Here is a 24,398-nt window from a genome sequence, read left to right on the forward strand (position 1 = left end):
ACGAGTTTATATCTAAAGATAAGTAAAGCCAATCTTAAATTATTAATCTCAATTACTATTCCAATTAACCTATTAAATGCTATAATAAAATAGGATAAATCTAATAATTTCAATAACCTTGCATTACTTTATATATGAATTTGTAGGAGAAAACTATGATGTATTTACCAAGAGAGTATATTGATGATTTACTAGTAAGAATAGCATATCACTCCTCAGCCATTGAAGGTAATACTATATCTCTAGCAGATACAGTAACCATACTTCTTCATGAAACTATACCAGGAAAAGTAAGCAAAAGAGAATTTTATGAGATAGAAAACCATAAGCAAGCTCTTGAATATGTTATTGATCAGCTCGAAAACAACGAATCTTTATCATTAAATATTGTTAGAGGGATTCATACACAGCTTATGGACCACCTTAATTTTGATAGAGGAATGTGGAAAACACACGATAATGCAATAGTAGGGGCTGATTTTAATACTGCATCTGCTCATGATGTGCCATATCTAATGAAACAATGGATAGATAATTTAAACTATAGGCTACATCAATCCAAAACTGATGAAGAAAAAATCAAACATATTCTAGAAATGCATATAGATTTTGAAAGAATCCATCCATTTAGTGATGGTAATGGAAGAACTGGAAGACTTTTGATTATCTACTCTTTATTAGAACACGATATTTCTCCTATGATAATACCTGTAGAATTAAAGTCAGATTACATCAGATTCCTTGCTAATAAAGATTCTGAGGGACTATATAATCTGCTCTCACCTATTATTCTAGAGGAAAGTAAACGCAGAAATGCTTTTGAAAACAAAGAAAAAACTAGTATATGTAGTGATGATATAGAGTAATCTAATAATTTCAATAACCTAGCACCACTTAAGAGAGGAAACATAATATGGAAAAATACAGCTCAGGATTAGTTGCTGAGTCGTTTTGGTTTACCGAGCTAAAGCAAATCATCAAGCTCAGATACAATAATGTCTCATGGGATGAGATTAAAAAACTTTGCGTAGAGGAAAACCTACTAGGCATAGCAAAACAGAGCAGATCGATTAGAATATATGGCTACCTAAAAGGTAGGGTAGACTGCATAGACAAAGAGCTTATGGAGATTTTTTTGAGCTCGGATTTAGAAACACAAAAACTAATAAACATCATCTCAGTAGCTAGAAAAAACAAACTATTTCTAGAATTTCTCTATGAAGTATATAGAGAAAAAGCCATCATAGGGCATAGTGAGCTGACACCTAGTGATATCAATATATTTTTCAAGGACAAACAGCTCCAAGACTCCAATATAGCTACCTGGACAGATGTGACATTTCGCAGATTAAGAAGTACATATATGAACTTTCTAACAGATGCAGGCATGGTGAGACTTCATAATAAAAAGAGACTCATAACCTTGCCCATTTTAGATATAGTATTAGAAAATTACCTTGTAGCTCATAATGAAATAACTCTACTAAAAGCTCTGACAGGAGGTAGATAGATGCAGAATTTAGAGAACAGACTCAACCAGCTAGAGGATAAAATAAAAGAAGATAGCTTTAGAAAGAACAAAGGACTAGGAAATGAAGTAGGCTACTATGTATTTGACTATAGTGCTGAGCATGAGCTTCAAGTTCGAAATAGAATCTCATATCTAAAATCCAAATACAGCCAAAATAGTGAGCTAAATATCGTAGTATACGACCTATATGACATCATCATAGACATACTAGAAAAAGAAGGCTTCTTAGATATATGCATGGAGTTTGAAAAGACCAAAGGCTTTACAGAAATCACAAAAGCAGTAAATGAAATGCTAAGAATGGAAGAGGACAATCAAAGTAATGAAATCATAGCCCACATCAAAAACAATACTAAAAGTGGCTCTATCATCTTCCTAACTGGCATAGGCAAGTGCTTTCCTATACTTAGGTCACACAAAATACTCAATAACCTGCACCAATATATAGATGATGTACCAGTAGTACTATTTTTTCCAGGGAAATACGATGGGCAATCACTGATGCTATTCGATGAGATAAAGGATGATAACTACTACCGAGCTTTCAAGCTAGTAGACTAGATGCGAGATATTTCAAAACAAATATAAGGGGATATTGCTATGTATATTAAAAATATGTTTGCAAAGGATATAGATAGAGATATAAAAGGTGTAATCAAAGTAGGACAAAAAGATGATGAAAATATAAAGCAAGAGCTAGAAGAATATGTCGTAACCAAGGAACTGCAAAAACATTTTGCAGATTTTTTTGCGAGCTATACTAAATCCATCTCAGGACAAACAGACAAGATGGGGGTATGGATATCGGGCTTCTTTGGAAGTGGTAAGTCCCACTTTCTAAAAATCCTTTCCTACCTACTAGAAAACAAAGTAGTGGATAATAAACCTGCACTAGACTATTTCCTAGATGACAATAAAATAGTAGATGAATTTGTAATAGCAAATATGAAAAAAGCGGCGAATATTTCTACTGATGTCATACTTTTTAACATAGATTCCAAAAGTGGCATGGCAGACAGCCAAAACAACAAAGAAGCTATACTTTCAGTCTTTCTAAAAGTATTCAACCAAAAACTAGGCTACTATGGAGCTAATCCTTTTCTAGCAGATTTAGAAAGACATCTTTCAGATGAAGGAAAATACGAGGAATTCAAGCAAGCCTTTGCAAAAATAAGAGGAAAAGAATGGATAGATACTAGGCATATGTTTAGATTCATCCAGGACTCTGTATGCCAGGCTCTAGTTGACATAGGATACATGAGTATGGATGCTGCAAAAAACTGGTGTGATACATCCACAGGAGTATATAACATAGATGTGACTACCTTTGCCTCCATGGTCAATTCCTACATAGAGAAAAAAGGAGCTAACCATCATGTAATATTTCTAGTAGATGAAATCGGTCAGTACATCGGTGATGATTCCAAGCTCATGCTCAACCTTCAGACAGTAACAGAAGACCTCAGCACCCATTGTCATGGCAAAGCTTGGGTAGTAGTTACTAGTCAGCAAGACATAGATAGCATAACTAAAACAAAAGGCAATGACTTTTCAAAAATCCAAGGTAGATTTGACACTAGGCTATCTCTATCATCTGCCAATGTAGATGAAGTAATCAGAAAGAGAATCCTAGAAAAAACAGAAACAGCAAATGATACCCTAGGACTGCTATATGATGAGAAAGAAACCATAATCAAAAACCTCATAATATTTAACGATGGTATAGAAAAAAAGCTCTACTCAAATCGTTACAACTTTGCAGAAGTCTATCCATTTGTGCCATATCAGTTCGACCTGCTAGGCAGTGTGCTTACATCTATCAGGACTCATGGAGCAAGTGGAAAGCATCTAGCAGAAGGTGAACGCTCTATGCTAGCACTGTTCAAAGAATCAGCAGTAAAACTCATGGACAAATCAGAAGGAGCTATAGTTCCATTTAATATGTTCTATGATGCACTAGAGCAGTTCCTAGACCACAGCCACAAAGGCGTAATAATAAGAGCCTACAACAATGAACTCATAAATCCAGACAAATCAGAGGATTGCTTTGATGTAGATGTACTCAAGACCCTCTTTATGATCAAATATGTCAAAGAAGTAGTGGCAAACCTAGAGAACATAACTAGCCTCATGGTATCTCATATAGATGATGACAGAATAGAGCTAAAAACAAAAGTAGAAGAAGCCCTTAAAAAACTAGTGCGTCAGACCCTAGTACAAAAAACAGGGGACATCTATGTATTTCTAACAGATGAAGAGCAAGAGATAAACAGAGAAATAGATAGTCAGGCAGTAGAGATATCAGAAGTCATAGGCAAGGTATCAGAGATGATATTTGACGGAATCTATGACGAGAAAAAATATAAATATCCAGCCTTTGGTGGTAGATATACCTTTGGATTCAACCAGCTAGTAGATGATAGACCATACAAAGCAAACCAAAACAACGATATCTCACTTAGAATCCTAACACCAAACTACGAAAACGGCACAGATGAAACAACTATGAGAATGCAAAGTGGACAGTCAAAAAGCGTACTAGTGGTACTGCCAGATGACAAAGCCTTCCTAGATGAAATCAGAAATGCCCTCAAAATAGAAAAATACCTAAGACTAAGTAATAGCAATACAGTCACAAAATACGAGCAAATAAAAGATGCAAAGCGTTCGGAGATGAGAGAAAGAAGCAACAATGCCAGAATATTCCTAGAGCAATCCCTAAAAAATGCAAGCATCTATGCAAATGGTGACAAAATCCAGTCATCAGCAAAAGAAATCTCGTCAAAAATAAATGAGGCTCTGGGCAAACTAGTAGCAACAACCTACCACAAAATAACATATATAAATAAGGCAATGGGAGAAGCAGACATAAAAGCAGTCCTAAAAGGAAGCTCTAGCAGTCAGATATCCCTAGATGAGACATCCTCAGTTCCTAACCACCTAGCACTAGCTGATGTACTAGACTTTATCAGTCTAAACTCACAGCGACATGCCAAAACCTCAATGAAAACCATAATGGATAGATTTACAAAAGCTCCATATGGCTTCATAGAGTACGATGTGCAGTGGATAGTGGCAAAACTATTCAAAGACGGAGATATAGCTTTTTATGTAAACAATGATGTAGTAAGCCTCATCACAAAATCAGAAGATGAAATCTACAAATACATCACAAGAAAAGAATACCTAGAAAAGCTACTTACAGAAAAAAGAGAAAAAGCAAACGACAAGCAAAAGAAAATAGTAAGAGAAGTGATGAAGGAACTATTTAATGCTATGCCACCTAGTGATGAAGATGACACTATGCTAGCTAGCTTTCATCAGTTCGCAGGCAAACTAAAATCAGAGCTAGAAAAACTAGAAATCCACTATGCATCTAGCCCGCTTCATAAATACCCAGGACAAACCATAGTAAAAGAAGGTAAAAATCAGCTCATAAACATACTATCAATCAAAGCTACACCAGAGTTTTTCAAAACCATAGAAAAATCCCAAGATGACCTACTAGACATGGCAGAAGACTATGAACCAGTCAAAGCCTTCTTTGGCTCAGAGCAAAAAACAATCTGGGACAAAACCATAGACAAACTAAAAATCTACCAAGAAAGTAAGACCTTCATAGCAAAAAAAGAAATAGAAGAAATAGTAGCAGACATACAGACCATCATAGATAAACCAAAACCCTACCAAGACATCAAGAAGCTCCCAGAACTACTACAGAGCTATCTAGATATGTACGGAGACTTGCTAGAGGAAATGGAAGGCCCAGTATATACAGTAATATCAGAGTGCAAAGCTAGAGTACTAGAAGAACTAAAAGATGAAGAGCTAAACCAAAAATTCCTAGCGAAAATAAACGCAAAATTCTCAGCACTAGAAGAAAAAACCAAAACCTGTAACAATGTAGCCACTCTACAAAATATAAAAATAGAAGCAGATACACTAAAAGTAAGACTTCTAGAAGAGATAAGAGAAGAATATCAGAAAATACTAGCAAAACGATTGAAAGAACAAAATGAAACAGGATTAGTTGTTGATGCTGGTGGAAATTCAACCCCACCTACCTATGTAGCACCACCAAAAACTAAAAAACATCATATTATCAGTATCAAAGACATCAACTCAGAAAGTACATGGATACTAGAATCAGAGGCAGACATAGATAAATATATAGACACACTCAGACAGAAACTAAAGCAAAACCTAAAAGAAGACCTAATACTAAACATAGAGTTCTAACAAGGAGGATCTCATGAACAAATCAGCCATAAAGAGCTTTGCAATATGGGCGAGGACTAAACTAATAAATGAAATCACATACAAATCAGGACTCATAGGAATAACAGACAAGGGGATATCACATCCCCTTGATTCTTCTACTGACAATATCCAGCATTTTAACATAGGAACAGAAAAACCCTATGAAATAAAAGATAGAGAAATAAAACAAAGAGATGCCTACATAAAGAGAATAAAAGAAAAAGAAGCTACCTCAGACTACAATACTGCATTTAACTATATCATAGAAGAAATAGCCTACACTTGGTTTAATAGACTCATAGCTATCAGATTCATGGAAGTAAATGACTATCTCCCATCAAAAACAAGAGTTCTATCAAGTGAAACAAAAGGAAAAATAGAGCCTGATATGGTTACATCTCCATTTGATACAGATATGGAATTTACATCAGAGGAAAAAGACTACATCATCAGCCTAAAACATGACAACAAGCTAGATGAACTATTTAGATTCCTATTTATAAAGCAGTGCAATACCCTAAATGCAGTACTACCAGAGCTGTTCGAAAAAACCTCTGACTACACAGAGCTACTACTTACCATATCATTTACAGATAGCGATGGCATAGTAAGCCACCTAGTAAACGATATCCCAGAAGAAGACTTCACAGAAGCAGTAGAGATAATAGGGTGGCTGTATCAGTACTATAACACTGAGCCGAAAGATGAAGTGTTTGCACTACTTAAAAAGAATGTAAAAATCACAAAAGAGCGTATACCAGCAGCTACTCAGCTATTTACACCAGACTGGATAGTAAGATATATGGTGGAAAACTCCCTAGGAAAATTATGGGTAGAAGGACATCCAAACAATGAATTACAATCAAACTGGAAATACTACCTAGAAGAAGCAGAGCAAGAAGACCATGTAAAACAAGAGCTAGAAAAAATAAGAGAAGAATACAAAAAACTAAATCCAACAGATATAAAAGTGATTGATCCCTGTATGGGAAGTGGTCACATACTAGTCTATGCCTTTGATGTACTCATGCAGATATATGAAAGCCAAGGCTACACCCAAAGAGACGCCGCAAACTCAATCATAGAGCATAACCTCTATGGTTTAGATATAGATGACAGAGCCTATCAACTAGCTTATTTTGCTGTGATGATGAAAGCTAGAAAATACGATAGAAGATTCCTAACAAAAGAAATAAAGCCAAAGCTCTATGCAATAAAAGAAAGTAATGAAATAAACAAAAACCATCTGAAATATTTCGGAAATTCACTAAGCGATATAGAAAAAAACCTAGCAACATCACAGGTAGAATATCTCATAGATACATATATAGATGCCAAAGAATATGGCTCTATTCTTAATGTAGATAATTGCAACTGGGAACTACTGTATAGATTTATAGAGGATTTTAATATAGAAGGTCAGATGAGCCTAGACTCAGTAGGAGCAGAAGACACCAAAAAATCACTCCAAGAACTTATACCTATAGCTCATGCTATGGCACAGAAATATGATGTAGTAATTACAAATCCACTGTATATGGGTGGAAGTGGTATGAATACAAAAGTATCAAACTATGTAAAAAAACACTACCCAGATAGCAAATCTGATTTATTTGCTGTGTTTATAGAGAAATGCATGAACATGACAAAGAAAAATGCTTTTCAATCTATGATAACTCAACATGCATGGATGTTTTTATCAAGCTATGAAAAACTACGTTCAAACATAATTAAAAATGATTTTATATCTATGGCTCATCTAGGAGCTAGAGCATTTGAAGAAATAGGTGGAGAAGTAGTTCAGACCACATCATTTGTATTAAGAACTTCAGATATTAAAGATTATAAAGCTAACTTTGTAAGACTAGTAGATTTTAATTCTCAAATTTTAAAACAAGAAGCTTTTCTTGCACATCAGAATATACATACAGCAATCAAAGAAAACTTCTCAAAAATCCCTGGTTCACCGATTGCGTATTGGGCAAGCAACAAAATTTTATCGCTATTTAATCAAGTAAAATTAAAAGATGTAGCAACATTTAAAGAGGGAATAACAACTGCAAACAATGATTTATTTTTGAGATATTGGTTTGAAGTTTCTGAATTAGAATTTTCAATTTCCACAAAAAATAAAACATTTAAGTGGATACCATATAATAAAGGTGGAACATATCGAAAATGGTATGGAAATAGAGATTATGTTATTAACTGGGAAAATGATGGGATATGTATAAAAGAATATACTGGCTCATCTTTTAGAAATTTCAGATTTCAGAGAAAAGAAGGTGGGACATTTTCAGCATTAACATCAGGTGGATTATCAGCAAGATATTCTGAAGAAGGATTTGCTTTTGATAGTAAGGGAACAATGTTTTTTTCTGATATAAAATTGAAGAATATATTATGCTATTTGAATTCAAAAATTCTTAATAAACTTTTAAAATTTGTTTGCCCAACATTAGATTATAGGTTTGGAACAATTGAAAAGCTACCTTTTTTAGACATTAATTATGACATCAATAATTGTGTAAGAATTTCCAAAACCGACTGGGACTCCTTCGAAACCTCATGGGATTTTAGAAAGCATCCATTGATAGACGAAGCTCTCCTTATATCCGATATGGATGACTGGGAAGAAATGGATAATAGTTCAGATTTAGAAACGAGTCCTGAGATTGAGATTTTCTTTGATACTGGAGTAGATATAGTAAGTAGCCGTATAGCAACTTCATATGAAATGTATAGAGATTTTACTGAAAGACAGTTTAATAAATTAAAATCAAATGAAGAAGAACTAAATAGAATCTTTATAGATATCTATGGGTTACAGGATGAGCTTACCCCTGATGTAGAGGATAAGGATGTAACTATATATCGTATTTTTGATAGTAATGAAGCTATACCAGAAAGTATGAAGTCTAGTAGGTATTCTCTTACAAAGCATGATGTGATAGTTAGCTTTGTTTCTTATGCTGTAGGGTGTATGTTTGGTAGGTATTCTCTCGATGTAGAGGGACTAGCATATGCTGGTGGGGACTGGGATGATAGCAAGTATTCTCTTTTTATTCCAGATAGAGATAACTGTATACCTATCACAGATGAAGAGTACCTAGAAGATGATATAGTTGGTAGATTTGTAGAGTTTGTAAAGGTAGTCTATGGAGCTGATACTCTAGAGGAGAACCTAGACTTTATAGCGGATGCACTAGAAACTAAAGGAAATACTTCTAGAGAGATGATTAGGAATTATTTTGTGAAGGATTTTTACAAAGACCATGTAAAGACCTATCAGAAACGCCCTATCTACTGGCTATATGATAGTGGCAAGCAAAATGGATTCAAGGCTCTAGTGTATATGCATAGATACACTGCTGATACTACTGGTATAGTGCGTGTAGATTACTTGCACAAAATCCAAAAGATATATACTAGTGAGATAGACAGAATGAAAGATATGGCAGAAAACAGTGACAATGCTAGAGAAGTAGCACAAGCAGAAAAAAGAAAAGAAAAGCTAATAAAACAACTAAAAGAAACCAAAGAATATGACGAAAAAATCGCCCACCTTGCACTTAGCCGTATAGCAATAGACCTAGATGACGGAGTAAAAGTAAACTATGAAAAAGTCCAAACAGCACAAGACGGCAAGAAACTAGAGATACTGGGCAAAATATAGATTATTTAGTATATTTATAGAAAGGTGGTGCATTATGAATAAAAAATGGAGTTTATATGTTGAGAATTTTGCTAAAATAAAATCTGCTCAGATTGAAATTTCTCCACTTATGTGTTTTGTCGGTGACAATAACTCTGGTAAAAGTTATTTGATGAGTTTGCTTTGGGGGATATTGAAATTAGGTAAGGAGATATTTCCAAAAACAAGTTCAGAAGCTAAATCATATAAAAAGTGTGAGCAATGGTTAATTAATAATCTTAATAAAGAAACTATAATTGATGAATACGCTATTAGTATGTATTTGGATTGGTACAATGATTTATTATCAAGCAATAAAAAGGATTTACTCAAAAGACTATTTAATTATGATGTTGAAGCAGAAAAAATAGAAATTAAAAATTATAGTAGAACAACTAATCAAATTTTAAAATGGGACAAGCAAGCCAAAAGATATTCTACAACTAAAACGACTATAAAATTTCCAATAAGTGAAGAGTATTCTAAAGAAGATTTATTAAGAATGAATTCATATATTTGCTGGAATTTGCTCATGGAAGGTATTGCATCACCTTTATACACTCCAGTTATAAGTGGTAAAAGAAATGGAGAACCGATTTATCTTCCTGCTTCTAGAACTGGTTTTATGCTGACTTATACTCAGCTATTAGAAAAATCTGTGTTAAATAGTTTTTCAGGATTAGCTGAGAATCAAGGCAGTACTTTAACACTTCCTTATGTTGATTTTTTACAATTAATCATTAGATTTGAACAAAAAAATAAATTTAAATTCAACAATATAGTAGACTTTATTGAAAAAGAAATGACTAGAGGAAGCTTGAATGTGAAAAAAGAGTTTTCTCCAGTTATTAAGTATAAACCAGAAGGGTCTAGTAAAGAATTTCCTTTGTATGCTGCTTCTTCAGTGGTATCAGAGATATCCTCACTTTCCCTTATTCTAAAATCAGATATTAATTTTAACACTATTGTAATTGAAGAGCCAGAAGCACACCTTCATCCAGAATTACAACAAAAGATAGCTAGAGTAATAATTCAACTTATGAATAGTGGTGTTAATGTATGGATTACTACTCATAGTGAAACTATATTACAACATATTAATAATATGTTAAAACTAAGAAATCATAGCAATTCTAAAAATCTATGCAAAGAATTTAATTATTCCGAAATTGATTTACTTGATATAAAAGATGTAACAATGTATCAGTTTTCACAAGATGAAAAGCAAAAAACTTCAATTTATAGACTTGAATCAAATGATAATGGATTCGTAGTTCCTACATTTAATGAAGCCTTACAGTCCATAGTTCAAGAAGTCTATGCTTTTCAGGAGGATTAACAATGTATGATAGAGATGATATTTCCACATAGAGCGATTAAAATGATTAGAAATAGTAAGGGTGAACTCGAAGGTGAGTTGACAATTTAATAAGAAATTAAAAAATAAAATATAGAATGCAAAATAGCTATTTGCTTTATATAGTTTGATATTTAAAAAAGATTAGGTGGTGTATGGATGAGTATCAAGAAAATTGAACTAACTAATTTTACAGTTTTTGAGGATTTGAATATTGAGTTTTGTGATGGTATAAATATTTTTATAGGTGAAAATGCAACAGGAAAAACTCATATTATGAAGCTTATTTATTCAGCATGTAAAGCCACTAATCCTAAGGATTCTTTTTCTCAAAAGATAGTAAATACTTTTAAGCCCGAAGACTATAAGATTAGCAGATTGATTTCACGTAAGGAAGGTATTTCTAAATCAAAAGTAAAAATTACTGCAATAAAAAATAAAATAGAACAAAATATAGGGATAGAATTCAATACAAAAACTTCTAAATGGGATGCTGATGTTTATGAGGAACAACAATGGGAAACTACTTTTGATGATTTAGAAAGTATATTTATACCTGCAAAGGAAATTTTGTCAAATTCATATAATATAATCTCTGCAAATGAAAAGAACAATGTGGAGTTTGATGATACCTATATTGATATATTGCATTCAGCGAAAGTTGATATTTCAGAAACACAAGAAAATATTTTTGAAAATATACTTTTAAAGCTTGAAAAAATTATGGATGGTAAGGTAATATTTGACAGCAAAAAAGATAAATTTTATATAGAAGAAAAAAGCACGAAATTAGAATTTAATTTAGTAGCAGAAGGAATAAGAAAGATAGCCTTAATATGGCAACTTATCAAAAATGGAGTCTTGAAAAAAGGTTCAGTATTATTTTGGGATGAGCCAGAAGCTAATATTAACCCAATTCATATACCTTTCATAGTAGATATGTTACTTGAATTTCAAAGAAATGGTGTTCAGATTTTTATATCTACCCATGACTACACTTTATCAAAATACTTTGATATTAATTCTAAGGATAAAAACTCAGTTAAATTTTTTTCATTGTACAAAACAGATGATGGAGTAAAATGCGAAAGTAGTAATAAGTTTAAGAATTTGGAAATAAATACTATTAGGGATACTTTTATTCAGCTATATCAGGATGAAATGAACATGGAGATGAAGTCATGATTAGAATAAAAGAGTCTAATATGGTTATATCGGATTTGGCTAAAAAATATAGATTAGCTAAATAAATATGATGTAAAAAGTAGGATTTATTTAATGAGAAACGGAGTAAGTACTAATGGCAGAACTTAATTTAAAACAAATAACTGACAAGTTAAGCTCAGAGTTTTCTTCTGATGTTCGTAGGCTTATATTTTGGTACGATGCCAGAGGAGATTTTGCTTTAGATATAGATAGTATGGAGCTTGAAAATGCAAAGATTATAAAGCTAGAGCCTGACAACCAGTTTTATATCAAGTATCTACTAGAAAGACAAGATACTAGTACAAATTACTTGATTTATGCTCCATTTGCAAAGCCTAGCCTTCGGGATAATCATTTGGCAGATACTATAAAGTATTCAAAGGAGTTTTTTGCTGATAGAGCTTCACTTCTTGCAGTGGATTTGGGGATAGATGAAAAATACAAGCAGGTACTACAAAAATATATCAAGTTTTTTGCATCAAAAGACAGAACTCAAAAGTTCTATGATTTAGAGATAGAAAGATTTAATCAAAGAATCATAGAAACAGCTCTTATGAGCGTACTATGTAAGAGCAAGGTAGTTTCTTTTGAAGAGGTAGTAAGAACTGTAATTACTGCTAGGGATTTGGAAGATAATAGATATTTACAGGAGTTTGAAAAGTATGATTTGCTCAGTGCTTTCTGGCAGATGTGCGAGGAGACTTTTGGAGGCAATTTTTCTTCGCCTTCTCTTGTAAAGCTAGTCAATACTATGTTTACTACCTATACTTCAAAGGTAGTCATGAGCGAGCTACCATCTGCATGGAGAAATTACTGCTCTCATAAATCAGGCAATATCATTGCTTTTCTAGATAGTCTGATGAATAGCATGATTTATCGTGGGGATTTTGATGGTTTGTCTGATATGGTATATAGCACTCTAGATGGCGAAACTGTGCTAAGTAGTGTAGATGTATCTCAGCTGATAGAGCTAGAGATTTTCAAAAAAACCGATGTTTTTATTTTGAAGTGGATGATAGATAGATTAGAGCATGATGACCTAGATGCTAGGCTAAATGACTATTCTATAGTTGATATATGCAAGAAAAGAAGAAAAATGCATTTTAAGCATGTGTTTAGCTCACATTATTATATATTAGAAAATGCTTACTATTTACTGAAAGAAGCTAGATACAAGCCAGCAGAAGAACTAGAAGAAATAACTAAAAACTATATTACAAAGGACTATATCATAGACCAGAAGTATCGCTATTTCTATTATCATTATGATAATGTGCCAGACAGCTCTATTTATGAAAATCTAAGAGAGCTAGTTGAAAATGTATATACAAATAGATTCCTAAATCCTCTAGCTGTAGCATTTAGCAGGGCTTTATGTGAAAACAAGGCTAAGATAAGTCTTACTAGTCAGCAGGATTTTTATAGTAGATTTGTAAAGAATTCTAAAGAGAGAACAGTTGTTATTATTTCTGATGCCTTTAGATATGAAGTAGGGCAGACTCTACTCAAAAGGCTTATGGAAGATGAAAAATGCACTGCAAGTATTCAGGCTATGATGAGCATGATTCCTTCATATACTAGATTTGGGATGTCAGCACTTCTTCCTCACAAGTCTCTAGATATGACTGAGGATTACAGGGTTACTGTAGATGGCAAGATATGTGATGATCTAAAATCCAGAGAGCAAATCCTAAAGTCATATAATGAAAACAGCAGAGCCTTGCAGTTTGATGATATCAAGGGTATGAAGATGACTCAGCTCAAGGAACTATTTACAGGGCAAGAGGTAGTATATATCTATCACAATCAAATAGATGCAAGAGGAGATAAGCTAAATACTGAAAACGAAGTCTTTATCGCATGTGAGGAAGCTATTAAAGAGATTCATATGATGATTAAAAGGCTTACAAATGCAAACAACACTAGGTTTCTAGTAACTGCTGATCATGGCTTTATATACAAAAGAGATAAGCTAGATGAGAGTGATAAGATTAGTGGGTTTGATAAGGAGAGTGCATTTGTAGGGAGAAGGTATATAGTGTCAGCTCAGAAGGTTTCATCTGAGGGAGTATGCAGTATGACTCTAGGTGATGTGATGCGTAGTGATGATGAGAGGACTATATCGCTTCCACTAGGCACTGATGTGTTCAAAGTAGCTGGTGGAGGACAGAATTTCGTGCATGGTGGCTCTAGCTTGCAAGAGGTGATAGTGCCAGTGCTAGATGTAAAGACAAACAAAGGCTACACTCAGACTCAGGCAGTCAAGATTTCTCTTATCAGCCTAGTGAGTAAGATTACTAATCTAAATACAAATCTAGAGTTCATCCAGACAGAAGCTGTCAGTGATGTAAATAAAGAAACTAATTACAAGATTTATTTTATTTCTGATGATAATGAAAAGATATCAAATGAAAATATTTATGTAGCAGATAAAAAGGATATTGATGCAAGTAAGAGGGTATTTAGGCTGAGATTTACTTTTAAAAATAAAAAGTATGACAAGTCAAATAAGTATTATTTGGTTGCCTATGATGAAAAAAATGACCTAGAAGTAATACGCCATGAAATCCAGATGGACCTAGCTTTTGCTGATGACTTTGAATTCAATCTCTAAGACTGGGGGAAGTAGCTTTTATGATGGATACTATGTTGATGGATAATGAAAGCCCAAATGCATTATTAAATAGAAAGCTAAGAAAGTATTTTGATGGGAAGATAGTGAGAAAAGACCTGACAAAATCTATCAAGGAAGGAGCAAATGTGCCTGTATATGTGCTGGAGTTTTTATTAGGGCAGTATTGCAGCTCTGATGACCCTGAGATAATAGAAGATGGAGTAAAGACAGTTAAGAAAATCCTATCAGAGAATTTCGTAAGACCAGATGAAGCTCAAAAAGTCCTATCTATACTCAGAGAGCGTGGTAGTTACACTGTGATAGATAGAATCACTGCAAAGCTAAATATAAAGCAGGATAGATATGAGACTGAGTTTTCGAATCTAGGGGTAAGAGAAATCTTGCTAGATCCTATGTATGTTTCTAAGTATGATAGACTCCTATGTGGTGGAATCTGGTGCATAGTTCAGCTAGAGTATGAGTATCTAGAAGAAGATAAGAGAGCTCATCCTATCCGCATCAGAAAGCTAACTCCTATCCAGATGCCTCATATAGAGCTAGATGAGATTAAGTCAGCTAGAAAGGAATTTACGAAGGAAGAATGGCTAGATGTCCTTATCAGGTCTACTGGTATGGAGCCTAGTAAGTTCAATACTAGGCAAAAATGGCTACTGCTTGCTCGTATGATTCCTCTTATAGAAAACAACTTTAATCTGTGCGAGCTAGGGCCTAGAAGTACAGGAAAATCTCATATATATAAAGAAATATCACCGAACAGTATCCTAGTATCAGGTGGTCAAACTACTGTTGCCAACCTTTTTTATAATATGGCAAACAAATCTGTAGGGCTAGTTGGTATGTGGGACTGCGTGGCGTTTGATGAAGTAGCTGGGATTACTTTTAAAGACAAAGACGGAATCCAAATTATGAAAGACTATATGGCTTCAGGGTCATTTGCTAGAGGAAAAGAAGAAAAAGCAGCTAGTGCTTCCATGGTATTTGTGGGCAATGTCAACCAAAGCGTAGATGTACTGTTAAAGACCTCGCATTTGTTTGAGCCATTTCCAGAAGCTATGGCATATGATACTGCATTTCTAGATAGGATGCATTGCTATGTGCCGGGGTGGGAGATTCCAAAGTACAGACCTGATTTCTTTACAAACGACTATGCATTTATTACAGATTATCTGTCAGAATTTATGAGAGAAATGAGAAAAGAGCAATTTTCTGATGCTTGTGATAGATACTTTAAGTTCGGACATAATCTAAATCAAAGAGATGTGATAGCTGTAAGAAAGATGGTATCAGGATTTACTAAATTGCTGTATCCAGATGGAGAGTATTCTAAGGAAGATATGGCTGAGATACTAGATATCTCACTAGAGCTAAGAAGAAGAGTAAAAGAGCAACTCAAAAAAATAGGTGGCATGGAGTTTTATGATGTCAACTTTTCATATATTGATAATGATACCTTTGAGGAGCATTATGTAGGAGTATCAGAGCAAGGAGGAGGAAAACTCATCCCTGAGGGCATCATAAATCCAGGGCATATCTATACCATATCTAGAGGAAAAACAGGAATGGTAGGGGTATATAGACTAGAAACTCAAGCTCTACCTGGAAATGGAAAAATAGAAAGAACAGGACTAGGCTCAGATAGAGATGCAAAAGAAGCGACAAATACTGCATTTAATTATCTCAAAGCCCATGGACATTCTATCAGTAACTCCATAAGTACAACTACTAAAGACTACATCATCAACTATCAAGACCTAAATGGTGTTGGCATGACAAAGTACCTTACACTTCCTACAGTGATAGCTATAGCTTCTGCTGCTCTAAACAAACCTACACTTAGTAGCCTAGCAGTACTGGGAGATATCAGTATCAGTGGAAGTATATTCAAGGTAGAAGAACTAGCAAACACCTTGCAAGTCTGCCTAGATAGTGGAGCAAAAAAAATCCTCCTACCTATTACCTCAGCAGTGGATATGGCAACAGTCCCACCAGAGCTGATGGGAGCATTTAGCATTATATTTTATAATACACCTCAAGAGGCAGTTTTTAAGGCTCTAGGGGTAGAGTGATAAATTGCAACCGAAAGGTTGCTTTTTTACAATTATTCAATTGAAAAAATGTAATGATATACATTAATTCGTTTGAAAAAATGTATTTAAGCTTTAAAAAAAATAATAATTTAAGCCTTCTATTCTGTAAGAATAGCAATGAAAGAGTATAAACATGAAGATTGGTTAAAGAATATTCCTCTTTGGGGGATAGAGTATATAATTCTGGGATTCTAATATCAAAGACATGTATACAAAATGTGGATATAAAAAAGTAGGTAAATAAACAGAGTTGTTTTTTAATTTATAGAAAACGTGGTATATGTTTTTTTAAAATGGTATAATATCTATAAATCGGAAGAAAAGCTTTCGCCCGGATGCTGTTTGGAGGAGATGTAGATGGATATATTATTAGGGGAATCAAAAGTTTTAGAATATAAGAGTACATTCACAAAGAATATACTTAAAACTGTAAGTGCTTTTGCAAATTTTCATGATGGAATGATTGTTATTGGAATAACTGATGATAAAACTTTAGTAGGAGTAGATAATCCTGAAGAATTAAGACTTAATATTGAAAATAGTATTAATGATAATCTGCAGCCATGTCCATATTATGAAATTAGTACTCAAATAATTGAAAGTAAAACAATTTTGGTTATTTCAGTATACAAAGGAGACAATACTCCATATACAGTTAATAATAAAGCATATAAAAGGTCGGATACAGCAACTGTTCAGGTAGATAAGTTCTTATATCAGAATCTGATTTTAGCAGGAAGAAATAAAGGTTTTGATGGTCTTATATCATCAGTACAAGAACTTTATTTTAACTATCTTGAATCAAAAATGAGAAAAATTTTAGGTATTAATTCTCTATCAGAAGACTTATTAATCTCTTTAAGTTTGATGGAGAATAGGAAATATAATAATGCAGCAGCTCTTTTTTCTGATGATAATCCAGTTGATTCTTCAATTATCCAAATGATTGCCTATAATGATACAACTGTTTTAGGAATAAAAGATAAAGTTGAATCTAAAAATACATCCATTTTAAAACAATTTGATGAATGTTTAGATTTTTATAAAAAGCATATAAATATATCAGAAATTATAGATGGGCCTTACAGAAAGACGGTTGAAGAAGTACCTTTAGTTGCATACAGAGAATCTATTGCAAATTTAATAGTTCATAGAGATTATATGAAGAATGTTGATTCTAGGATAGAGATATTTTCAGATAGGATAGAGATAGTGTCTCCTGGAGGGCTACCAATTGGCATACTTGAAGATGAATACCTTGAGGGGAGACTATCAATCCCTAGAAATAGAATTATAGCTGATATTTTTTTAAGACTAAAAATAATTGAAAAGTTAGGAACGGGTATAAGGAGGATTAAAGAATATTATAGAGAGTATGATGCTAAACCAGATTTTATAATAACTGAAAATAGTATTACAGTTATACTTCCAAGAATAAATAAAGTGATTAAAAATGTTAATGAAATAAATCTAGATAGATTAAATAGCAATGAGTTACTTCTATATTACATTATTAAAGACAATGGGAAAATAAAAAGAAGCGATATTGAAAAGAAAATAGATTTGAAAAAATCTCAAATACTTCAGATAATAAACAAACTTAGAGAGTACAACTTAGTTTTAAAGACAGGTCAAGGTGTGAATACTAAGTATATGATTAAATAAAAAAAATTATATATATAAATTTGAAACCTTTTTGTGTTGGTGTTAAACTAGTATTTAAACAGTTTAATGGAGGTTTTCAGATGAGTTACGAATTAAGGAAGTATAAGGAATTAGATTTTAATGATGATTTATTCAAAAATGCGCAAAATGCTAAGTATGAACTAGTAGAAAAGGACAGAGTAGCGCCCGATAACTACCATGCGATGTCGATATATCCCGAATATTTTAAAATAGATGGTAAGTGGATTTTGGCAGAAGAAAGCAGAATGGACTGTGTACCAGTACTAAGAGAAGATAACTCAATTGATATTGTTGAGTTTAGGAGATTAAAAACTGGGGACAAGGTAATCGTTGGAAGAACAGAAGATGCTAGTGAAGGAATTTATGTACATTTTGAATGCTTTGAAGACAATAACCCATGTACTAATGATGCATTTTGTTTTAGGGCAGGTAGATCTAGAGAAACATCTTATACTAAAGATTATGAAGAACTATATGAGCTATTGAAATATGAGAAAGAAAATGGCTATATAGTTTGGGTTTTAGGACCTGCTGCTGTTTTTTCTAAGGGGGCTAGAGAAGCTATGGCTAGCTTGATTGACAATGGTTATGCTAATGTCCTCATAGGAGGAAATGCTATAGCAACTCATGATTTAGAAGGGTCATTATTTCAGACCGCTCTAGGACAGCATATATATACTCAAGAGTCTGTAAAGGATGGTCACTATAATCATTTGGATGTGCTAAACAAAGCAAGTAGAGCTGGCTCTATTGAGGAATTGATAAAGCAAGAGAATATTACTGAAGGAATAATTTATTCATGTGTAAAAAACAATGTGCCTCTTGTTTTAGGGGGATCTATAAGAGATGATGGACCTCTTCCGATTGTTATAGCTGATGTATATAAGTTTCAAGATGAGATGAGAAAGCATGTAAATAAAGCTACTACTGTGATATGCTTAGCCACTCAGCTTCATACTATAGCGATAGGAAATATGACACCATCATATAGAGTTGAGAAAGATAAAATAAGGCCGGTTAACTTCTACACAATAGATATTTCAGAGTTCGCAGTAAATAAATTAAAGGATAGAGGCAGTCTAGAAGTTGTTACTATGGTTACAAATGTCCAAGATTTCTTGGAAAAATTAAATACCAATCTGACTAAATAAGTTAAGTTATTTTGATGATTTTATATATTTAATTTACAATATAGTGCATTTAGCGAATTATTAATTTTAGATAGTTTAAAATTTTGATTCTCTAAATGCACTTTTTTAGTTTTTTGAGTTAGGTTAAAATGAGCAAAATTAATAAGGAATCTTGATTGCTATAAATGGTGATTTTATTATAAGTCATCAATTTTTATTATTTTTTCTTCTCCAGATAGCATATCTTTAATTTTGACTATTTTATTTTTTACTTCTTCCTCGCCTACTATAATTACTTTTTGAATTTTTAGGTTGTTTGCGTATTTCAGTTTTTTCTTAAGTGAGGCATCATCAAAATATATCGAAGCTCTAGAGCCATTAGCTAGTAGCTTATCAAGTATGATAGAGCAGTAATCCATAGTATCACCTAGAGGAAGTATAATGAAGTCATCGCTTCTATTTAGGTTATAGGTATCTATGAAGCCTATTTCTTGGAGTACGAAAAATAATCTTGTTAGTCCAATTGATATTCCAACCCCAGGAAGAACAGTATCAGTATAGTTTTCAGCTAGGTTATCATATCTTCCTCCAGAACATATAGAGCCATAGCTCTCATTTCCTATGAGCTTTGTTTCAAATACAGTACCAGTATAATAATCTAGGCCTCTAATGATTTTTAAGTTTATGTCATATTCTTTTTCATCAACTTTTAGAATATCTAGCATTTTTACTACTCTAGCGATTTCATTTACACCCTCAGCATAGGTTTCATTTATATTAAAAGCTTTAAGCTGATTTATAATTTGAACTGAACTACCATCTATGCTCATAATTTTATTTATAAAACTGCTTTTTTCTTCTCCTATTAGCTTTTCTAATTCGGCTTTAAACTCATTTGTTGGCATCTTATCGTATTTATCAATTAAGTTCATAGTTTCAAATGAATTTTCTATTTGTAGATATTCAAATATTCCACTGAGTATTTTTCTGTTGCTGATTTGAAATTTGTAGTTAGGAAGCTTTATTTCTTTGAAAGCTTGAGATGCTAAGCTAATCACCCAGGCATCGTTGTCTACACTTAGTTTGTCTTTATTGATTACGTCGATATCTAGCTGATAAAATTCTCTATATCTCCCTCTTTGATTTCTTTCGCCGCGATAGACTTTCCCTAGCTGATATCTTTTGAATGGAAATTCTAATTCGTTTATGTGCTGTGCTACATATCTGGCAAATGGAACAGTTAAATCAAATCTAAGAGCAAGGTCGTTTTTTCCTTTTTGAAATGCATAAACTTGCTTTTCTGTCTCGCCTCCAGATTTTACTAATAGTACATCGGCTTTTTCTATTACTGGTGTATCAATAGGATAGCAGCCATTTTTTTCATATACCTTCAATATTTTTGTAGCGATATCATCAAATATTCTCTGCTCGTTTGGAAGCAGTTCCATAAATCCTGGTAGTATAGACGGTTTAATAAAGTTTTTACTCATGTAAGTTTCCCCCTTTTTTATATTAAAAAAAGCTATGTGAGTGTATATCTCACATAGCTTATAATAAACTAACTTAATTTATTATCATCACTGGAGATATAGGTCCAAACAGATATAGACCTGTATCTACAGAAGTAGACCAAGCCTCTAGCGATGATGATGCAATTTATTTAATTGTGATAGGATTTGCATTGTCATTTGAATTCTCCATTCAATGTTTTATGAATTTATCACACTATTTGAATAATTTCTACTAAATTTATTATATAATATAACAATAGGAACTAAAAATCAATAAAAATTATTTAAAGGAGTTAGTCAATTAGAGGCAAAGTCAATAAAGCTTATTAGGATTGAAGATGAACTTTTAAAATAAATTTAAGGGAGCAGGATAGAAAATGCAAAGAGAAAAAGCTATAGAGTTATTGGAAAAACACGTTACTACTCCTCATATCATCAGACATTGCTATGCAGTGGAGGCTGTAATGAGAAAGTTAGCTGAGAAACTAGAGCCAGAGAAAATTGATGACTGGGGGATAGCTGGACTATTACATGATTTAGACAATGATTTGGTGGACTGGGAAAGTGATATGTCAGTTCATGGCCCGAAAACTGTGGAAGTAATGAAGGTAGAGGGTATAGGAAATGAACAGATGTATAGAGCTATTTTGGCGCATAATCCAGCAAATGGAAGTAAGATTGAAAGTACATTTGAAAGAGCAATGTACGCAGCTGATCCCATAACTGGATTTATCAATGCTATTGCACTAGTATACCCAGATAAAAAAATTAAAAGTGTAAAGGTTAAGTCTATAGTAAAGCGCATGAAAGAAACTAGATTTGCAGCTGGAGCAAATAGAGAGGCAATGAAATCAATAGAGCTTCTCGATATTTCATTTGAAGAATTTGCTGAGCTTGCTTTGAATGCCATGTGTGAAATTGATTCTGTACTTGAATTATAATCCGCTATTTTACTTACTTGCAACTGCCAGTTGACAAATTACAAAGTCTAATTGGTAGAGTGCAACTGCCCAAAATATTATTATTAAACTAAGAAAACATTATTTTGATATGTAACAATATAGGAGGTAAGGATAATGATATTGGCGGACAAGATTATTTTATTAAGAAAGAAAAGTGGATGGTCACAAGAAGAGCTAGCAGAAAAATTGAATGTATCTAGACAATCTATATCAAAATGGGAAGGCGCTCAATCGGTTCCTGGTATGGATAAAATACTTCAACTAAGTGAAATTTTCGGTGTAAGCACGGATTATTTACTAAAGGATAGTATAGAGCTAGAAGAATATGTAGAGCAAGAATCCAAAAGCGAAGAATCGAGTATGAGATATGTATCAATGGAAGAGGCTAATTCATATTTGGATTTGACTCAAAATATAGCTCATAAAATGGCTCTTGGAGTTGCTATGTGCATAATGTCACCAGCAATAATAATAACTCTATCAAATTTATACTTGCTTGAACAATTTTCGTTTTCTGAAAATCAATCACAAGCAATTGCATTGACATTATTTTTTATAACAATAGCAAGTGCAGTTGTTATATTTATAAGTATTGGAATGAAATTCAAGGATTTTGAATACCTAAAAACTGAACCTATAGAAACTGAATATGGTGTATCAGGTATGGTTAAATCCAAAATGAAAGCATATAAAGAAACATATAGTAAGTACAATATTATAGGAGTAACTTTATGTATACTTTCGGTGCTTCCAGTAATACTATCTTCATTTGCAGATAAAGATTTAACAGATGGAATAGGAGTTATAGGAACACTATTTATGGTAGCTGTTGGAGTTTTCATGCTAGTTACAGTAGGAACTATATGGTCTAGCTTTAATGTACTTCTTCAAGAAGGAGAGTATTCTGTAGAGGGAAAGGCGAAATCAAAAGTAGTTGGAAGTATTGCAGGAATATACTGGCTCCTTACTACAGCTTTATATCTATTTATTAGCTTCTACTATGGAGCATGGGATAAGAGCTGGATGATATGGCCAGTAGCTGGGGTATTATTTGGAGCTGTTGCTGCTATTGCGAACTTAGTTATAAAAAGTAAGAAATGATTAGGAGGATTAAATGCAAATACAAAAGCTAGTAATAGGAATGCATGAATCAAATTGCTATATTGTAAGTGAGGATAATAAGGCTCTAATAATTGACCCAGGTGGTGAAGCTAGTAGAATTATTAAGCAAGTTCAAAGAAATAATTTATCGATTGTAGCAATCGCACTTACTCATTATCACTGTGATCATATAGAAGCAGCTTTAGAGTTAAAGAAGGCTTTTGACTGTCCTATTTATGCTCATAAAAAAGAGCTAAAAGGTCTACAGGACCCAAAGATAAATCATACTGAAACTTTAGGAAGAAAAGCTATATCTATAACTCCTGATGTTTTACTAAGTGAAGGTTCGAAAATAAATATAACAGATGATATATATTTAGAGACTATTCATACTCCAGGACATACACCAGGAGGGATTTGCCTTTATTCAAAGCTACAAAAGCTAGCATTCACTGGGGATACTTTATTTGAAGATGGATTAGGAAGAACTGATTTAGAAGGTGGAAATGAAGACCTTATGAAAAAATCAGTCTCAAATAAAATTTCACTATGGGAGGATGATATTAATATTTATCCTGGGCATGGGAATTCAGTTAGCATGAAAGAATTGAGAAGAAGAGGCATAATGTATCTTAAGTAGATTTTGGAAATTCTGCATATTAGGAGAGTGAGAATTGTGGACCAAAATAAATCAAATAAGACTATTATCGTAGCGCTGATTATATTAATTATCAGTATGACCTTTATATTTATTATGGATAAAACTAAACAAACTGATACAAGTGAAGAAACTAATGCAGATAAGCTATATGCTCATAAATCTGAGTATATAGGAGACAGCAGTAATATATCAGGATTACTAAATTTACTTCCATATTCTGAGTATAAGACTAGCATAGAGCTCTCAACATCTGATAAACCCTACGGACTAAAGGTTATATATAATATTGGTGATTCAGCTGTAAATATTTCAGATTTAAAAAATCAATTTTACAATAATGCTCTAATTATTTTTTCCTTGATAGAAAACGTAGATTATATTGATTTTGAATTGATTGATGACGATAGTGCAGAGCCTGAAATCCATCATTACGACAGAAAAGAGATACAAGATAGTCATATAGATAACTTGTATGGATACTCAGCAGATTTGCAAACTTTCGAAAACTTTTTAATGGAAAAAGTTTATATGCCAGGAGGTTCTTGACCTAACTAAATAGTGCTAGGTTAGTACTAAC

At 33.0% G+C, this 24,398-nt stretch carries 16 protein-coding genes; 15 read left to right on the forward strand and 1 reads right to left on the reverse strand.

All coding sequences use genetic code 11. From position 1 onward, the window contains the following. The first annotated feature begins 155 nt into the window (after positions 1-155). The 11 genes from CLOST_RS05360 to CLOST_RS05410 all read left to right on the forward strand — a co-directional run bounded on the left by CLOST_RS05360 (position 156) and on the right by CLOST_RS05410 (position 19,607). Positions 156-866: a Fic family protein gene (locus tag CLOST_RS05360; protein ID WP_013361246.1), complete on the forward strand. Its 711-nt coding sequence runs from the start codon at positions 156-158 to the stop codon at positions 864-866. 47 nt (positions 867-913) lie between these two features. Continuing rightward, positions 914-1,510, forward strand: a complete 597-nt coding sequence (locus CLOST_RS05365) for a DUF1819 family protein (protein WP_013361247.1) — start codon at positions 914-916, stop codon at positions 1,508-1,510. Continuing rightward, positions 1,511-2,092: a DUF1788 domain-containing protein gene (locus CLOST_RS05370; RefSeq protein WP_013361248.1), complete on the forward strand. Its 582-nt coding sequence runs from the start codon at positions 1,511-1,513 to the stop codon at positions 2,090-2,092. It begins immediately after the preceding gene. 39 nt (positions 2,093-2,131) lie between these two features. Further along, positions 2,132-5,770, forward strand: a complete 3,639-nt coding sequence (brxC, locus tag CLOST_RS05375) for a BREX system P-loop protein BrxC (protein WP_013361249.1) — start codon at positions 2,132-2,134, stop codon at positions 5,768-5,770. Between the two features lie 13 nt (positions 5,771-5,783). Further along, positions 5,784-9,467 (forward strand): BREX-1 system adenine-specific DNA-methyltransferase PglX, encoded by a 3,684-nt coding sequence (gene pglX / locus CLOST_RS05380; protein ID WP_013361250.1) that lies wholly within the window; start codon positions 5,784-5,786, stop codon positions 9,465-9,467. 34 nt (positions 9,468-9,501) lie between these two features. After that, positions 9,502-10,824 carry an AAA family ATPase gene (locus CLOST_RS05385; protein WP_013361251.1) on the forward strand — a complete coding sequence of 441 codons (1,323 nt, stop codon included), beginning with the start codon at positions 9,502-9,504 and terminating at the stop codon, positions 10,822-10,824. Positions 10,825-11,001: 177 nt separating this feature from the next. Continuing rightward, positions 11,002-12,027: an AAA family ATPase gene (locus CLOST_RS05390; RefSeq protein ID WP_013361252.1), complete on the forward strand. Its 1,026-nt coding sequence runs from the start codon at positions 11,002-11,004 to the stop codon at positions 12,025-12,027. Between the two features lie 115 nt (positions 12,028-12,142). Beyond that, positions 12,143-14,662, forward strand: a complete 2,520-nt coding sequence (pglZ, locus tag CLOST_RS05395; RefSeq protein WP_013361253.1) for a BREX-1 system phosphatase PglZ type A — start codon at positions 12,143-12,145, stop codon at positions 14,660-14,662. Positions 14,663-14,682: 20 nt separating this feature from the next. Then, positions 14,683-16,749, forward strand: coding sequence for a protease Lon-related BREX system protein BrxL (gene brxL / locus CLOST_RS05400; RefSeq protein WP_013361254.1), 2,067 nt, complete (start codon positions 14,683-14,685; stop codon positions 16,747-16,749). Positions 16,750-17,127: 378 nt separating this feature from the next. After that, the gene (locus CLOST_RS05405; RefSeq protein WP_013361255.1) at positions 17,128-18,435 is read left to right on the forward strand and encodes an RNA-binding domain-containing protein; all 1,308 of its coding nucleotides are present in this window, start codon (positions 17,128-17,130) and stop codon (positions 18,433-18,435) included. Between the two features lie 80 nt (positions 18,436-18,515). Then, positions 18,516-19,607 carry a putative NPN-dependent ornithine cyclodeaminase gene (locus CLOST_RS05410; protein ID WP_013361256.1) on the forward strand — a complete coding sequence of 364 codons (1,092 nt, stop codon included), beginning with the start codon at positions 18,516-18,518 and terminating at the stop codon, positions 19,605-19,607. 176 nt (positions 19,608-19,783) lie between these two features. Here CLOST_RS05410 and hisS read toward each other — a convergent pair whose 3' ends face one another. Further along, the gene (hisS, locus tag CLOST_RS05415; protein WP_013361257.1) at positions 19,784-21,076 is read right to left on the reverse strand and encodes a histidine--tRNA ligase; all 1,293 of its coding nucleotides are present in this window, start codon (positions 21,074-21,076) and stop codon (positions 19,784-19,786) included. A gap of 398 nt (positions 21,077-21,474) precedes the next feature. Between hisS and CLOST_RS05420 the strand changes: the two genes are divergently transcribed. From CLOST_RS05420 to CLOST_RS05435, 4 genes are all read left to right on the forward strand, one after another. Further along, on the forward strand, positions 21,475-22,038 hold the full coding sequence (locus CLOST_RS05420) for an HD domain-containing protein (RefSeq protein ID WP_013361258.1): 564 nt from the start codon (positions 21,475-21,477) through the stop codon (positions 22,036-22,038). A gap of 135 nt (positions 22,039-22,173) precedes the next feature. Then, on the forward strand, positions 22,174-23,160 hold the full coding sequence (locus CLOST_RS05425) for a helix-turn-helix domain-containing protein (RefSeq protein ID WP_013361259.1): 987 nt from the start codon (positions 22,174-22,176) through the stop codon (positions 23,158-23,160). A gap of 13 nt (positions 23,161-23,173) precedes the next feature. After that, on the forward strand, positions 23,174-23,800 hold the full coding sequence (locus CLOST_RS05430) for an MBL fold metallo-hydrolase (protein ID WP_013361260.1): 627 nt from the start codon (positions 23,174-23,176) through the stop codon (positions 23,798-23,800). 36 nt (positions 23,801-23,836) lie between these two features. Further along, entirely contained in the window at positions 23,837-24,367 is a 531-nt protein-coding gene (locus CLOST_RS05435; protein WP_013361261.1) for a DUF4825 domain-containing protein, read from the forward strand. Positions 24,368-24,398: the final 31 nt, after the last annotated feature.

This window comes from Acetoanaerobium sticklandii (assembly GCF_000196455.1).
GTDB classification, from domain to species: domain Bacteria; phylum Bacillota; class Clostridia; order Peptostreptococcales; family Filifactoraceae; genus Acetoanaerobium; species Acetoanaerobium sticklandii.